This is a genomic window from Leptospira biflexa serovar Patoc strain 'Patoc 1 (Paris)' (assembly GCF_000017685.1).
GTDB classification, from domain to species: domain Bacteria; phylum Spirochaetota; class Leptospiria; order Leptospirales; family Leptospiraceae; genus Leptospira_A; species Leptospira_A biflexa.
The window spans coordinates 1,930,593-1,945,176 of record NC_010602.1 but is presented as its reverse complement, the minus strand read 5'-3'; the positions used below and the strand labels follow the sequence as shown (position 1 = coordinate 1,945,176).

General features: G+C 41.3%; 15 protein-coding genes. 8 read left to right on the top strand and 7 right to left on the bottom strand.

The features are described 5' to 3' along the window. Window positions 1-2: 2 nt before the first annotated feature. From LEPBI_RS09160 to clpA, 3 genes are read left to right on the top strand one after another with little or no spacing between them, the layout of a single operon-like run. A complete protein-coding gene (locus LEPBI_RS09160; protein WP_012388837.1) occupies window positions 3-1,166 on the top strand; it encodes a GNAT family N-acetyltransferase in 1,164 nt (387 codons plus the stop codon). Beyond that, window positions 1,166-1,507, top strand: a complete 342-nt coding sequence (gene clpS, locus LEPBI_RS09155; protein ID WP_012388836.1) for an ATP-dependent Clp protease adapter ClpS — start codon at window positions 1,166-1,168, stop codon at window positions 1,505-1,507. Before LEPBI_RS09160 ends, clpS begins: the two co-directional genes overlap by 1 nt. Beyond that, window positions 1,504-3,774: an ATP-dependent Clp protease ATP-binding subunit ClpA gene (gene clpA / locus LEPBI_RS09150; RefSeq protein WP_012388835.1), complete on the top strand. Its 2,271-nt coding sequence runs from the start codon at window positions 1,504-1,506 to the stop codon at window positions 3,772-3,774. Before clpS ends, clpA begins: the two co-directional genes overlap by 4 nt. A 54-nt stretch (window positions 3,775-3,828) precedes the next feature. Here clpA and LEPBI_RS09145 read toward each other — a convergent pair whose 3' ends face one another. Both LEPBI_RS09145 and LEPBI_RS09140 read right to left on the bottom strand, forming a co-directional pair. Continuing rightward, on the bottom strand, window positions 3,829-4,380 hold the full coding sequence (locus tag LEPBI_RS09145) for a hypothetical protein (RefSeq protein WP_012388834.1): 552 nt from the start codon (window positions 4,378-4,380) through the stop codon (window positions 3,829-3,831). Beyond that, window positions 4,377-4,835 (bottom strand): RidA family protein, encoded by a 459-nt coding sequence (locus LEPBI_RS09140; RefSeq protein ID WP_012476287.1) that lies wholly within the window; start codon window positions 4,833-4,835, stop codon window positions 4,377-4,379. The genes LEPBI_RS09145 and LEPBI_RS09140 overlap by 4 nt, the downstream gene beginning before the upstream one ends. Before the next feature lie 153 nt (window positions 4,836-4,988). Between LEPBI_RS09140 and LEPBI_RS09135 the strand changes: the two genes are divergently transcribed. After that, the gene (locus LEPBI_RS09135; RefSeq protein WP_012388832.1) at window positions 4,989-5,432 is read left to right on the top strand and encodes an Hsp20/alpha crystallin family protein; all 444 of its coding nucleotides are present in this window, start codon (window positions 4,989-4,991) and stop codon (window positions 5,430-5,432) included. A gap of 11 nt (window positions 5,433-5,443) precedes the next feature. Further along, window positions 5,444-5,845 carry an Hsp20/alpha crystallin family protein gene (locus LEPBI_RS09130; RefSeq protein WP_041769831.1) on the top strand — a complete coding sequence of 134 codons (402 nt, stop codon included), beginning with the start codon at window positions 5,444-5,446 and terminating at the stop codon, window positions 5,843-5,845. A 106-nt stretch (window positions 5,846-5,951) separates the two neighbouring features. Here LEPBI_RS09130 and hisC read toward each other — a convergent pair whose 3' ends face one another. Genes hisC through LEPBI_RS09115 form a run of 3 tightly spaced genes read right to left on the bottom strand, consistent with a single transcriptional unit; the run spans window position 5,952 to window position 9,976 of the window. Next, on the bottom strand, window positions 5,952-7,046 hold the full coding sequence (gene hisC, locus LEPBI_RS09125; protein ID WP_012388830.1) for a histidinol-phosphate transaminase: 1,095 nt from the start codon (window positions 7,044-7,046) through the stop codon (window positions 5,952-5,954). 3 nt (window positions 7,047-7,049) lie between these two features. Beyond that, the gene (locus LEPBI_RS09120; protein ID WP_012476286.1) at window positions 7,050-8,567 is read right to left on the bottom strand and encodes a 2-isopropylmalate synthase; all 1,518 of its coding nucleotides are present in this window, start codon (window positions 8,565-8,567) and stop codon (window positions 7,050-7,052) included. A gap of 17 nt (window positions 8,568-8,584) precedes the next feature. Next, complete coding sequence (locus tag LEPBI_RS09115) at window positions 8,585-9,976, bottom strand: hypothetical protein (protein ID WP_012388828.1); 1,392 nt, start codon at window positions 9,974-9,976, stop codon at window positions 8,585-8,587. A gap of 6 nt (window positions 9,977-9,982) precedes the next feature. Here LEPBI_RS09115 and LEPBI_RS09110 point away from each other — a divergent pair, with 6 nt between their 5' ends. Beyond that, on the top strand, window positions 9,983-10,351 hold the full coding sequence (locus LEPBI_RS09110; RefSeq protein ID WP_012476285.1) for a glyoxalase/bleomycin resistance/dioxygenase family protein: 369 nt from the start codon (window positions 9,983-9,985) through the stop codon (window positions 10,349-10,351). On the opposite strand, the gene LEPBI_RS09105 is transcribed toward LEPBI_RS09110, so the two are convergent. Together LEPBI_RS09105 and LEPBI_RS09100 are read right to left on the bottom strand one after the other, a co-directional pair. Further along, window positions 10,336-11,100 (bottom strand): glycerophosphodiester phosphodiesterase, encoded by a 765-nt coding sequence (locus tag LEPBI_RS09105; RefSeq protein WP_012388826.1) that lies wholly within the window; start codon window positions 11,098-11,100, stop codon window positions 10,336-10,338. The genes LEPBI_RS09110 and LEPBI_RS09105 overlap by 16 nt on opposite strands. A 4-nt stretch (window positions 11,101-11,104) precedes the next feature. Further along, the gene (locus tag LEPBI_RS09100; protein ID WP_012388825.1) at window positions 11,105-11,815 is read right to left on the bottom strand and encodes a queuosine precursor transporter; all 711 of its coding nucleotides are present in this window, start codon (window positions 11,813-11,815) and stop codon (window positions 11,105-11,107) included. Between the two features lie 145 nt (window positions 11,816-11,960). Here LEPBI_RS09100 and LEPBI_RS09095 point away from each other — a divergent pair, with 145 nt between their 5' ends. Both LEPBI_RS09095 and LEPBI_RS09090 read left to right on the top strand, forming a co-directional pair. After that, a complete protein-coding gene (locus LEPBI_RS09095; protein WP_012388824.1) occupies window positions 11,961-13,541 on the top strand; it encodes a glycosyl hydrolase family 18 protein in 1,581 nt (526 codons plus the stop codon). Window position 13,542: 1 nt separating this feature from the next. Further along, window positions 13,543-14,559 carry an L-threonylcarbamoyladenylate synthase gene (locus LEPBI_RS09090; RefSeq protein ID WP_012476284.1) on the top strand — a complete coding sequence of 339 codons (1,017 nt, stop codon included), beginning with the start codon at window positions 13,543-13,545 and terminating at the stop codon, window positions 14,557-14,559. Window positions 14,560-14,584: the final 25 nt, after the last annotated feature.

Sequence of the window (14,584 nt, the reverse complement as noted above, 5' to 3'; positions counted from 1 at the left end):
ACGTGGATGATTCAGTAAGATTTGAGATTTTTCATAGTTTTTTTGAGTTTACGAAGGAAGAATGGAATCGCTTGGTTCCTTCTGATTCTTTGTTCCAAGAATTAGAGTTTTTATCTGGCTTAGAGGGAACCGCTTGTATCGGGAAATCTGATTGGTTTCCCGTCATTGTTACTGCCCGTAATGAAGGTGTTCTTGTCGGAGTATTGCCATCGTATTTACGAAAGGATTCTTATGGGGAATATATCTTTGATTTCCAATGGGCGAATGCTTTCCACCGTGCTGGGATTCCCTATTATCCAAAACTCACGGTGGCTGTTCCTTTCACTCCCGTCACTGGATCTCGGATCCTGTTGGATCCCAATTTGACCTTAGTCGAGAAACAAAAGATAGGTGAAGGACTCCTACTTGCCTTAAAACAATTTGGAAAAGAAGAAAACGTTTCTTCCATACATATATTGTTTTGTAAGGAAGAGGAACAAAAGTTAGGTGAACAGTATGGGTTTGCACCAAGACTTTCCCACCAATACCACTGGTTCAATAAAGGTTTTAGTAATTTTGAAGAATTTTTAGGAACTTTGGTGAAGGAGAGACGAAAATCCATCCGCAGTGAACGCAAAAAAAATCAGGAATTGGGACTCAAAATTGAAACTCTCACAGGAAACTTGATCACGGAGGAACATGCCGATACCTTTTATGAATTTTACAAAGACACTCATAGTAAAAAATGGGGCCAACCCTATCTCAATCGAAAGTTTTTTTTGCAAATGGTAGAAAGTTTTCGGCATCGGTTGCTTCTCGTACTGGCATCGAAACCAAATGGAGATCCAGTAGGAGGGAGTTGGAACTTATACCGAGAAGGGTTTTTATTTGGAAGGTATTGGGGAGCATTCGAATATATCCCAAATTTACATTTTGAATGTTGTTATTACCGATTGATTGATTATGCGATAGAACATAAAATGGAAAGGGTAGAAGCTGGGGCCCAAGGAGAACACAAATTCCTTCGAGGGTATGAAACAGTTCCCATGTTCAGTAGCCATCATATTTATAATGAAAATGGTAGGAGTGCCATAGAAGCCTATTTGGAAAAAGAGATTCAAATGGAGAGAGAAAACATTGCTTCTTACAACGCACATTCGCCCATTAAATCACTGAGGGAAACGTGATGTCTGAATCCAATCGAAAATCATATACAGATTTTAATGTTGAGCTTTTAGAAAAAGAAAAACAAAAGAAAAAATTAAAAAAACCAGATCGTTATAAGGTGATTTTAATTAACGATGACTATACACCACAAGAATTTGTTGTCTATGTTTTAGCAGTTGTATTTCGGAAATCAATGGATGAGTCTCGTCAAATCATGTGGAGAGCACATACGGAAGGATCTGCTGTATGTGGAGTGTATTCACTCGATATTGCACGCACAAAAGTAGCTGAAGTGCATAAATTAGCAGATGATGCGGGACACCCTTTACAATGCCAGTTGGCAAAGGAGGAAGAGGAATGAACTTTTCGACCGATTTAGAAAAAACATTGGAATTGGCACATATTGAGGCCAGCAAATACCATCATGAGTTTATCACATTAGAACATTTGTTATATGGGTTAACGTTTAACGAAAAAACAAAGGAAGTGCTGGTTAACGTTGGATGTGATTTGGATTTACTTCGCAAAGAATTATTAGAATACTTTGAAGATGACTTATCCTCCATCGCGGTTCCCAATTTAAAAATCCAACCGAAGTACACTGTAGGTGTACAATTTGTAATTCAGTTTGCAGCCTTTCATGTTCAAAACTCAGGCAAAGAAGAGGTGGATGGAAATAATGTACTTGTCGCATTATTTCGAGAAGAGGATAGCCAGGCCTGTTATTTACTCGCCAAACAAGATATCAAACGGCTTGATGTGATCAAATTTATTTCACATGGAGTGAAAAAAGAATCGAGCCCGATAGACCCTAATTTTTCTCCATCGGAAGAAGAGTTAGAGGAAGAAGCGGAAGGGAAATCAAAACAATCTGCATTGGAAAAGTTTTGTGTGAATCTTACCGAAAGGGCAAAACTTGGGAAACTAGATCCATGTATCGGAAGGGATACGGAAATCCAAAGGACAATTCACATCCTTTCCAGGCGTAGAAAAAACAATCCAATATTTGTAGGAGAAGCTGGTGTTGGCAAAACCTCTATTGTAGAGGGGATCGCCTTGCGGGTAGTCAATGGAAAAGTTCCCAAAAGTTTACTTGGACTAGAAATTTACTCACTCGATATGGGACTAGTGATGGCAGGAACCAAATTTAGAGGAGAATTTGAGGAAAGACTCAAGGCCATCTTGCAAGAATTAGTTGGCAAACCCGAAAAAGTGATTTTTATTGATGAAATTCATACCATCGTAGGTGCAGGTGCCGTTTCTGGAGGGAGTTTAGACGCCTCTAACCTAATGAAACCAGCACTTGCCAATGGAGAACTCAAATGCATTGGAACCACAACTTACAAAGAATACAAATCAATCTTTGAAAAAGACCATGCACTTTCCAGAAGGTTTCAAAAAATTGAAGTTTCGGAACCATCCAGGGAAGACGCCATACAGATATTAAATGGATTAAAGCCCAAATACGAATCATTTCATGGTGTCCATTATAGCATTAAAGCAATCGAAGCATGCGTTGATTTATCCACTTTGCATCTAAGGGATCGTTTTTTACCAGACAAAGCCATCGACTTACTAGATGAAGCGGGTGCCTTTGTCAAACTCCGGGATGAAAACAAAGAAAAAGCCAAAAAGACGGTGGGGATTTTTGAAATCGAAAGTCTAGTGGCAAAGATTGCGAAGATTCCAGAGAAAACAGTTAAGGCAGATGATAAAAAGAAATTAGAATCTCTTGATTTAGAAATCAAAACCGTTGTCTTCGGCCAGGACCATGCCATCGAACAAATCGTCGATGCCATCCATTACTCTCGGTCGGGCCTTGGGGACGAAGGGAAACCGATTGGTAGTTTTTTATTTGTAGGACCTACTGGAGTTGGGAAAACGGAAGTGGCCAAAACGTTAGCCGAGAAAATGGGAGTTGAGTTCCTACGATTTGACATGAGTGAGTATATGGAAAAACATTCTGTATCCCGGCTCATTGGTAGCCCTCCAGGTTATGTGGGGTATGACCAAGGTGGCCAACTCACAGATGCGATTGCCAAAACCCCTCACTGTGTATTACTTTTTGACGAAATTGAAAAGGCCCATGAGGATATTTATAACATCCTTTTACAAGTGATGGATCATGCCACTCTGACCGATAGCACTGGAAAAAAAGCGGATTTTCGAAATGTCATTCTAATTCTCACCACAAACACAGGTGCCCAGGAAAGTGCAAAACCAATGCTTGGTTTTGATACGGATCGATATGATGACAGATCAATGAAAGCGATTGAACGAACTTTCACACCTGAATTTCGTAACCGTCTAACGGCTGTCATTGAATTTAATCCACTTTCGATTCCCATTGTAGAACTAGTCGTAAAACGAATGTTTAAAACATTACAGTCCAAGGCCAAAGACAAAGGAATTCAGTTGGAGATTTCCGAAAGGTGCGTCCGTTACCTCGCAGAAAATGGCTATGATAAAGCGATGGGGGCAAGGCCCATCCAAAGGATCTTAAATACCGAAATAGGAAAACCTTTGTCCAAAAAGATATTATTCCATAAGGACAAAGTGACCTCATACTTAGTGGACGTAGTGGTAGAGCAGGGCAAATCCAAATTAGACATCATTCCGGTGATGTAAAAATAAGAAAGTGTTTTGGAAATTTTGGAACAATCCACAAGTTAGTGGCGGAATTCAAAAGGATTTTGAAAACACTTCGTCTTCTTTTTTAAAGCTCAAGTATCCAAACACAAAGGCAAAGAATAACGAAACCAAAAAAAGATAAAATGGGATTTGTGTACTCACCTCGTTTGGATTTACGAAATCATAATAAGTTCGTTTCGGTTCCAAATAACCCCAGAGGATGATGATCACAGAGATCATTTCTGTGGCAAAAAACCAAATCCGAGTCCATGTTGATTTCCAAAAACCTAAAAAGAAAAAATTGAGTAAACTGATGAGAATGAAGATCGAATTGAGTTTGGGGCTGAGTGAAACGGATTCCTTACCTTCAAAAAAAACAATTTCATAATGAAACCATGGTAAGACGGAAAACAATAATTGGAGGAATAAACATATAAAAAAGATTTTATCAAAAAAAAGTTTTGTTTTCCAATAAGCATACAAAGAGAGAACAATTTTTTTTGCTAAAAACCACCAAACTTTGATGAGTTCTGGTATTAGTTTGATTGATTCAATCAAAAAGGATATGGTTTCAGTAAAAAGGGAAATGATTGTATTTGTCATTCTACTTCGACAGTCATCTCCAATTCAACACATGCATCCAAAGGTAAAGAAGAAACTCCAATGGCAAACCTAGCATGTTTTCCTTTTTCCCCAAAAATTTCAGCAACTAGTTCTGAGGCACCATTGGCAACTAAGTGTTGTTCCGTGAATGTCTCTGCACCTGCTACGTAAACTCCTAATTTTACAACAGATTTGATTTGGTCGAGAGAATCTATGTGTAAGAGAAGAGTGGAGAGTGCATTGAGTAGGCATTGTTTTGCCTCTTCTTTTGCTTCCGCAAGCGTGATTTGAGCTCCCAGTTTTCCTGTTTTACGAAGTTTTCCTCCGACGAGAGGGAGTTGGCCAGAGGTAAAAATCAGATTCCCGGTTCGTTTAGAAGGAATGTAGGCCGCGAGCGCGGGAGGAACCGGAGGGATTTGGATCCCAAGTGTGTTCAGTTGGTCTATGATTGCCATTGCCATCCAAACTATGGTTTCCACCCCTAGGAGACAAAATTTTTTTTCACCATTGCAAAAATTCCGATTTTTTCTTGACAATTGGCAGTCAAAGATCAAGAGTGCTAATGAAAATAGCAGGCTACGGATAAGAGTGCCAAAAGGAGATTTTGCATGTTATTTCGAATTCTAGACCCACAAACGAAAGCAAACCAGTTTTGGAGAGACTTTGATCGTTTGAACGATGAGTTGACTCGTTCCATATTGGATGACCAATTCGGAAGTTCTTCGCATTTTCCTCCCGTCAATGTTTATACCAAAGAAGACGAAGCCCTTGTGACCTGTCTTTTGCCAGGGATGGAAACTGACCAAATTGAAATCAACGTAAAAGACAATATGTTGTCCATTCATGGAAAGAAAAAAGCAGAGGAACTCGCAGAAGGAACAGAAGTACACCGTAGGGAAATTTTCCAAGGTGAGTTTCACAGAACCTTAGAGCTTCCCTTCCGTGTGAGCCAAGACCAGGTTTCTGCAAAATATGTGAATGGAGTTTTGAATATCCACTTACCAAGAAGAGAAGAAGACAAACCGAAAAAAGTTTCTATCAGCGTTGGATAAGGAGTTAGGTGATGAATACATTAACAAAAGAAAACAAACAAATATTAGATGAAAAAACGGATGTAAAAGAATCCAAAACACAAGTGAGAGTGTACTCACCGAATGTGGATGTTTATGAATCCGAAACTTCCCTATTCTTCCGAGTGGAGATGCCAGGTGTGGATGAAACATCGGTGGAGATCTCAATTGAAAAAGACCAACTTCATTTAGAAGGAAAATTCCATATTCCAGGCATAGATCGAGGTCAGGTTCGATTGGCTGAATACAAGGAAGGGAATTATTCCAGAAAATTCACAATTGGCAAAGCGGTGGATACAGAAAAAGCGGTTGCGAAAATGAAGAATGGAATCTTGGAATTGACCCTACCCAAAATTGAGCCGAAAAAAACAAAAATTGAAATTCAAAATTCCTAAGCTTCGATTTTAAAGATTTTGAAGTGACAATCGGAAATTTTGAATGGAAACATCAGTGAACGAAATATTAATCACCCAACAGAACAGTTGTTTTGTTGGGTTTCTTTTATAATAGAGTCTGAATTGTTTGGAAAAGGGTGTCATTTTCTTCTTTTGTCCCAATGGTGATCCGGATGTAATCTTTGGAAACACCATACGAGAAATACCGAATGAGGATATTTTTTTCTTTTAAGGAAAGATATAACTCTTCGGGAGAGACCCCAGGTTTTGGTTTACAAAATAAAAAATTGGTCGAAGATTCTGGGATCCAAAACCCAAGAGATTCTAAATTGGATTTCAGACGGGAACGCTCCGTGAGAACCAAATTTCGTTTTTCCTTGAAGTATTCTTTATCTGCATAAGAAGTTTCCGCAATCACTTGGTCGAGAATTCCCACATTATAGGAGTCTTTCAGTTTGCGTATCCAGGAAATTGTTTGGAGTGACCCTACGAGATACCCTACACGTAGTCCTGCGAGTGCAAACGATTTCGAAAACGTTCGGGAAACGAGTAAATTGGGATGGTCTTTCGTATCGGGGATGAGACTTGCGGTTTCGTTTGTAAAATCAATGTAAGCTTCATCAGAGAGCACAAGTCCTGGAAAGGTTTGTACGAGTTCGAGTAAGGTTTCTTTTGGTTCTTCAATTCCCGTCGGAGCATTTGGGTGTGCAAAACAAAGCAGTTTTCCTTTACTCTTTTTCAGAGATTCAAAATCAAAGTGTAGATTTTCCAAAAGGGGGATGGGCTGGTATTTTGCACCCACCATCATTTGTTCGGTGAGGACGGGATAATAGGAATAGGTGGGATCAGGTGCCACAACAACATCCCCTGGTCCCACGAAGGTTTGGAATAACAGGCGTAAGGCTTCATCAGAACCATTTGTGACAAGGATTTGGTTTGGGTCCAAATCATAATCTTTGGCAATGAGTTCTTGTAATGTTCGGGAATGGTAATTTGGGTATTTGCGTAGGAGTCCCTTTTGAATGACTTCTTCTACCGCCTTCTGGATCTTAGGTGAAGGTGGATAGGGGTTTTCGTTTGTATTGAGTTTGATTGTGGATGTGGAAAGAGCTGGTTGTTCTCCTGGTGTATATGGAGAAAACGAAATGAGTTCTTTTCGAATGAACGATTCTGGATTGAAGTTTTGTTTCGAAGAATCCATGATTTACAACCGGTTCAATGCATTGATATAGGCTTTGGCACAAGCTTCAATGATATCGGTGGAATCTCCTTTTCCTACGACTCGCCTTTCGCCTGACTCCAAAGTGACGGAAGCTTCTGCCATTGCATCTGTGCCTTCCGTGACAGGAGAGATCACAAGCCGAGACAAAAGGGGAGATAGACCCGTTACGGAATTGATCGCCTTAAAGATACTGTCGACAGGACCATCCCCTTTTGCTTCACCCACTTTGGTTTCACCATTCGTTTGTAAGGTGACTTTTGCAAAGGGAGTCTTGTCCGAACCAGTATTTTGTTCAAAGGAGAGCAATCGGTGGGTTTCATCGACTTGGGATCGACTGATTTCTGCTTGGAAGAGAGCCGCGATGTCCTCATCAAAAACTTCTTTTTTAAGATCTGCAATTTCCAGAAACCGATTGTAGGCATTGTCAATTTCTTCTGGTTTTGGATCAAATCCCATTCGGACAATCCGATCTTTGAACCCAGCCCTTCCGGAATGGCGGCCAAGGACCATTCGATTGGATTTTAATCCCACAGATTCCGGGGTCATGATTTCATAGGTTTGTCGATTTTTGAGTACCCCATCTTGGTGGATCCCAGACTCATGGGCGAAGGCATTGGCACCGACGATGGCCTTATTCGGTTGGACCACCATTCCCGTGATGGTCTTTACCAAATGGGAACCACGTGTGATGAGGGTAGAATCAATTCTAGTTTCGACTCCAAAGGTATCCTTTCTTGTTTTTAGTGCCATGACCACTTCTTCCATCGCTGTATTGCCTGCACGTTCTCCGATTCCATTGATCGTACATTCAATTTGTCTTCCACCAGCAAGCACTGTGGCAAGGGAATTGGCAACGGCAAGTCCTAGGTCATTATGGCAGTGGGCAGAAAATATGACTTTGTCTGCACCCTTTACTTTTTCTTTTAAAAAACGAAAGAGATCCATATACTCTTGTGGGGTTGTGTAACCAACGGTATCAGGGATATTGATGGTGGTTGCCCCTTCTTCGATCACAGCCTCGACTAACTCGCGTAAGAATTCCCATTCGGAACGTGTGGCATCTTCCGGTGAAAACTCAACATCGGAAACAAAGTCCTTTGCCATCCGCACGGCTATCCGTGCCATCTCGAGGACTTCCGTAGGGGACTTACCCAATTTGTGTTTCATATGGATGGGAGAGGAGGCGATAAAGGTATGAATGCGTTTGGATTTGGCGGGTTTCAGGGCATCACGAGCGGCTTCGAGATCTGGGCGTAAGGCGCGAGCCAATCCACAGATGGTCGGACCTTCAATCTCTCGGGCAATCCTTTCCACCGCTTTGAACTGAACGGGAGAGGATACGGGGAATCCAGCTTCAATGATGTCTACTTTCATCCGAGCGAGGTGCTGGGCAATTTCTACTTTTTCATCCTCACTCATGGCAGCACCAGGGCACTGCTCTCCATCCCGTAAAGTTGTATCAAATATCCGTACGTAATCTTCCATCTCCTTCCAGATCATAGTTTCCCCGAACTCTGTCAAGGAGTATGGAAGGCACCTGTGATCCAGCGGTATGGTTCCCCTGATTTGTCTATGGGAATGGGTTCTATTTTGCCTTCCGACCAAAACCGAATCGGTTTTTCCAAGTCATAGGAAACTTCTGGATTCGGTTGGTTTCGATGGAATCCGGCGACGTCTTCTCTTGGTTTTGGAAAATATGAGAGGAGGCAAACCCAGACAATGAGTGTGGCCAAAACAAAGGAATATGGCAAACGTTTTAGGATGGAAACCATGGCCCATGAGATTCCGAAAAAACTAAAGAACCAAAGAGGGAAGAGGTAACGAATTGGATACGGGTGGAGGTAGGTAAACCGACCCACAAGGATGAGTAATATGAGTAACACCGGCAATAGGACTAGAAATAAAATCCGAATGCGCATGGGAAACCGAAAGAACATAAGACCAGTGAATCCGAGTAATCCAAGTAAGGAATGATTTTGGTAGTAGATTTGTTTTCCGAAATCATAGAGGTAGGTTGTGGCTAAATGGAAGATGGTTTTGATTGGTTTTTGAGATAGTGATTCCCATAAAATTCCAAAACTATTCGGAATTTGGAGAAGATGTTTCATCCCCCAAAAAAACAATTCATTTGAAAAAAGGAAAAAAACAATCGTCCAGATGAGACGAATTCCCTGTGTTTTCAGAAATCCAATCGGTTGTTGATGTTTGGTTTCATAGAGATAAATCGTGACGAAACCAATACAACCAATGGAAAAGGAATACCGGTCCGAAAGGTAAAGAAAACTAAATCCAATCCAATAGAGGAGGATCTCAAAACTGAAAATGGGTTTGGTTTGTTCCCTCCTATGCTCTTGTTTTCGCACTGACTGATAGAATGTACAAACAAGTAACAAACTAAAAAAGAATCCCGTACTATGGTGGGCATTGGAAAAAAAATACACAAATGGAAGTGGGTTGTCTTTTGTGACCCAACCAAACAAGGAGTAGATGGTGACAAAGGATTGAAAGGCCACTAAGAAGAGTAGTGTTTCTTTTTTGGAACGGACCCCTAACATTCCGAAATACAAACCAAACCAAACGAGTGCCATCTGGAAAACTCCATAAATTGTCGGCAGATACAAAAATGGAAAAACAAGATACATACCCGCCATGAGCACTAAATCTGGAAAAAAATATGGTGAAGGAGGGAGGTACCAATGAGAAATCCCTTTTCCTGAAAACAAATCCAGAAGAACCAAAGGACTATAAAGTTGGTCGGCAGAATATAGGGATTGGAAATAGATAGTTTCGCATAACAAATAGTTAATGATCAAGGAGATGGTGAAAAAAAGGGCAAAGGGAAGGTGGGGGTATTTGTCCCATCCAGGAAATTGTACTTGGATTTTTGATTGGAAAAATTTCTGAAACATTTTGAAATGAAACCTATGTTGGAACCAAGTCCCCCTCGGGACAAATCACTTTCCTTTTTTTCTGTCAATTTAGCGGGGGGAGAGAATTGTTCTCTTCCACTTCACTTCTACCAATCCATTTTAGGAGGGGAAGTCGTGAAAGAAAGTTTTGGCCATGCGGAACTTGTCCTTTCAGGAAACCTAAAACTGGTGTTTTCCAAACCAACAGAACATTGCCCTGTGAGGCCAGGCACCATCACCTTGGAATGGGAAAAAGGAAAGGAAAACGATCCGATCTTCCAAAGATTCAAACCAGTCACAACCTTAGAAACAAAGGGTTACCATTTATGGGAAGACCCATGGGGAAATTGGGTTTGGGTTTACTTCTTTAAATAGTCAGCGAGTAAATCGGGAAAATCTGTGATGAGCCCTGATACTCCTACCTCAAGTAAGGTTTTCCACTCTCCTTCTTCATTCGGAGTGTAAGGGATGACAAGTAGGGACTCTGATTGACATTGGGTTACAAATTCCTTGGTACAGTGAGAAACATGGGGTAAAATTAAGTCAGGTTCATATTCCATGTAACGAGAGTTTAGCGAATCTCCTTTTTCGATTAGGAGTCCTCGGAGCACTTCAGTTTCTTCTTGCCTAACAAGCTCCACAAGTTCCCAATCAAAACTACTCACCCAAACACGATCAATTAATTGATATTTCCGAATCAGTTTGACAACGGCTTTGGCTAGTGCCACTCTCTCTTCTGTTTTGCCTTCACTTTTGAGTTCAATATCAAATACACTCGTTTCGGGTAGGGTTTGGACCACTTGGGAAAGAGTCGGAATTTGTTCTCCTTCAAAACTTTCATCAAAGAATCCACCGGCATCCAGTTCCGCTAACTTACGATAGCTGAATTCCGAAACTTTTCCTGTACCATCGGTGGTTCGGTCTACGGTAAAATCATGGATCACCACAAGTTCTCCCGAGCCGCATAACATCGTATCCAATTCGAAGAGATGTGTGAATTCTGACCCTACAAGGAAAGAGACAAGGGTATTTTCAGGTGCAAGGCCCCGAGCACCCCGATGGCCTATGTTTGCAGGTTCTTTCCCAAGAATTGTTTGTAACCTTTCGGTGCGTGGTTTCCACATGGTTTTACCCTGGTTGGATGGTGGATTCGTATCCTTCTTCTTCCATCGCTTCTTTGAACATCTGTTGTTTTAAATTTTCCCCTAAGTAACGATCAATGTAGATATGGATTGCATAGAGGATGGGTGTGATGAGAATGGCCACTCCCATTTTGTACAAAAAATTGGTACTCGCAATGGAAACAAGTTTTGGGACTGGGTGGTATTTCCCAAGTGCTATGAAAATCACAACAAAAGAATCGATGAGTTGTGAGATGACAGTGGAACCTGTTGCCCGAAGCCAAATGTGTTTGCCCTTTGTTTTTTTTCGAAGGAAATGGAAGGTATGTAAGTCAATCATCTGACCAATCACATACGCAATGATGGATCCAAGGATGACAAGGCCTGAATTGGCAAAGACGCGTTCGAAGGAGGCATCATCAATTGGTGAATCGGGGCTTGCGGGGATTTGGATGTCGATGACAATGAGAAGATAAGCAAACCCAATCATCACCATTCCGAGAAAGGTTGTGGCACGCACCACTTTCCTTCCAAAGTATTCGTTGAGTAAGTCCGTGATGATAAAGGTGACGGGAAAGGGAATCACACCCATGGTCATGGTGAACCCGAAGGCAAAAAATAATTTACTACCAGTGAGCTCTGCAAGCAGTAAAAAGGTCAGAAAAAAACTGAGAAGGACAGTATAAAGGATCACAGGTTTTTGTTTTAAGGCATGCATGGATTTCTTTTCCTCCCCATTCTAATTTTCACTAGGAGAGAATCCTTCCTAAAAAATCATGGGTTACAGATAGATAGAGCGAGTTTTGATTATTCTCTACTCTTTTTTTCTCACAAGTTCGATAATCAATCTAGAAGAAACGTATATGTCAGAATCACAATCCCCAAATGCCCCTAAACGCCCACTTTCGAATGTGGCGAAATATTCCTTACTATTTGCCTCCTGGTTCTTTTTATCCGCGATATCGTTTTATTTGGGAATGAATCTCATGCAAAATTCTGGTTCGAGTTTGGTCCTAAAGGACCTACCCAAAACAGGAAACACGAACCCAAGTGTTGTGGAAGCTTCCACACCGTCTCTCGGCACACCATCGGAAATGGAAACAACCAATCCGACAGATTCCAAACCAACTACCTCCGTGGAAGAAGAGGTGATGGAAACTCCTAATTTTCTCCCAGATGAAAATGTGAGTTTTCGTTCTTCTGCATGGTCTACGGACTGGACGGCGATGAAAAAAACGGTCCATCTTTATAACGAAATCCATCCCTTCATTTATACGATGAAAGGAGGGCTTTCCAATACTGGGGAGCTTATCTCTACTTGGTCAACCAGCTCCAGAAAAGAACGAGTCCAGGAACTTCGTGCCTTAAATCCAAACGTAAAAATCATCCCTACCATCTTTCGTTGGGAAAATCCAAAAGAAAAAATCCAAGAAAATATTGGAATGGGCGGACGAAATGATATCCGTGACCACCACATCCAAGTGATTGTGAACGAGATCATGACCTATGGATATGATGGAATTGACATCGACTATGAAGGGATGTCCTGCGACAAAAAAGAAAAGTTCGAAGAATTTTTTGCCCTTCTTGCCAAGGAAGTTCATAAAAAAGGGAAATTGATTTCGGTTGCCGTCCACCCAAAGACGCCGGCAGAAAAATCCAAAAAGAAAGAACTCCAATGCCGTGGACTTTCAAAACCCATCCAATTGGATTTTCGCGAAAATTGGAGAGGTCCTACCACTCATGACTATGCCTTCCTTGCCAAACATGCGGATCGTGTGAAGATCATGGCCTATGAACTCCACCCAAGGAAGTATCATAACCCAGGTCCAGGTCCACAAGCTCCCAATGTGTGGTTAAAAGACATCATCACCTATGCCAAAAAAAGGGTACCCACTCACAAACTTTATATGGCAATCCCTACTTATGGATATGACTGGGCACTCAATTGTAAGTCTTCTGCCAAGGCGATTTACCATTCGGATGCACAAAGGATCAAAGCAGGCACACATAAAAACCGCCAACCCACGGACATCAATCGTATCTTAAATGAAGAAAACAAAGTAGCAAGTTGGAGAAACTTATCCAAGTTTTCTGACATCCACAAAAACCGTGCCTATGAAGACCCTTCCTTGTGGTATACAAGTGGCGGTTGTGATCGAGTGGCGTTTTATATGAACCGTCGTGCCTTCGAAGAGAAGATGACTCTTTTACGTAAGTATGACCTCGGTGGATTTTCTTTTTGGCAACTCGTCACTGACAATGACCCTGAGATCAATGTTTATTTGAGTAAACTCGTACAAGGACAATTGCCACCAGTCGAAAAAGCGAAGGAAGAAGAAGAACCAAAAGAAGAAACAACAATCCAAAATACCGAATCCAAAGAAACGGTAAAGGTTTCCGAATCCAAACCAAAATCCAAATCAAAAACCAAACAGTTTTAAAATGAAAACTCTTATCTCTTCGGATGTTCGTTTGCTTGCGGACCTCATCCGAAAGGGAGGAGTGGTTGTATTTCCCACAGAAACCGTATTTGGAATTGGTGCGGCAAGTGACAACGAAGATGCCTGTTTACGGATTTACCAAATCAAAGGAAGGCCAAGTGATAATCCTCTTATCGCCCATTTTTCCTCCATCGATGCAATCAAAAAAGTCTGTTATGTGAATGAGGTCGCCAATCAGTTATTATGCGAATTTTCCCCTGGTCCATTTACCTTGGTTTTACCAAAAACTGATCCAAAGATCTTTCCAAAGCAGTTACCTACCTTAGCCGTTCGGATTCCGAAAAACCCAGTCATCCGCGAGTGGATTGAAGCATGCGGGTCACCCATCTCCGCACCTTCCGCCAACCTTTCAGGAAGGCCTTCCCTTACTCGCATGACAGATGTTGTGCGTTACTTTGATGGAATTGTGGATGGAATTTTGATCGCTGAAGAACCAAACTTAGGAATTGAATCCACAGTGCTTGGACTCACGACCGAAGTTCCCGTTCTCCTTCGGCCAGGTTCCATCGAATCACAGGCCTTAAGACGGTTTTTGCCAAATTTAGTGATTCCAAACGAAATCAAATCCAAAGATTCCAAATCCGAGGATTCCAAAACAAATCAATCCTTTGTCCCTTTGAGTCCAGGAATGAAATACAAACACTATGCCCCCAACGCAAAAGTGGTTTTACTTGAGACAGAGATTTTTTTATCAACATTTTCAAAACAAGGGATGGATCCTAAATTCGCTTGGATTGGGTTTTCCTTTGGTTCAAAAACTTTGCCGGAAGTGTTAGGAGGAAATCGAGTTTTGTGTGTTGCAAATAACATTGACTATATGGCAAAACTCTATGCGTTTTTTGAATCCTGTGATTTAGAAGGCTACAATCGAATTTATTGTGAAATGCCACGAGAGGAAGAAGGAAGGGAAGGCCTTCTCAATCGATTGGAAAAGGCTGCTGCTACGAGTTTCGAGTAAAAGATTGGATAGGATAAAATTACCA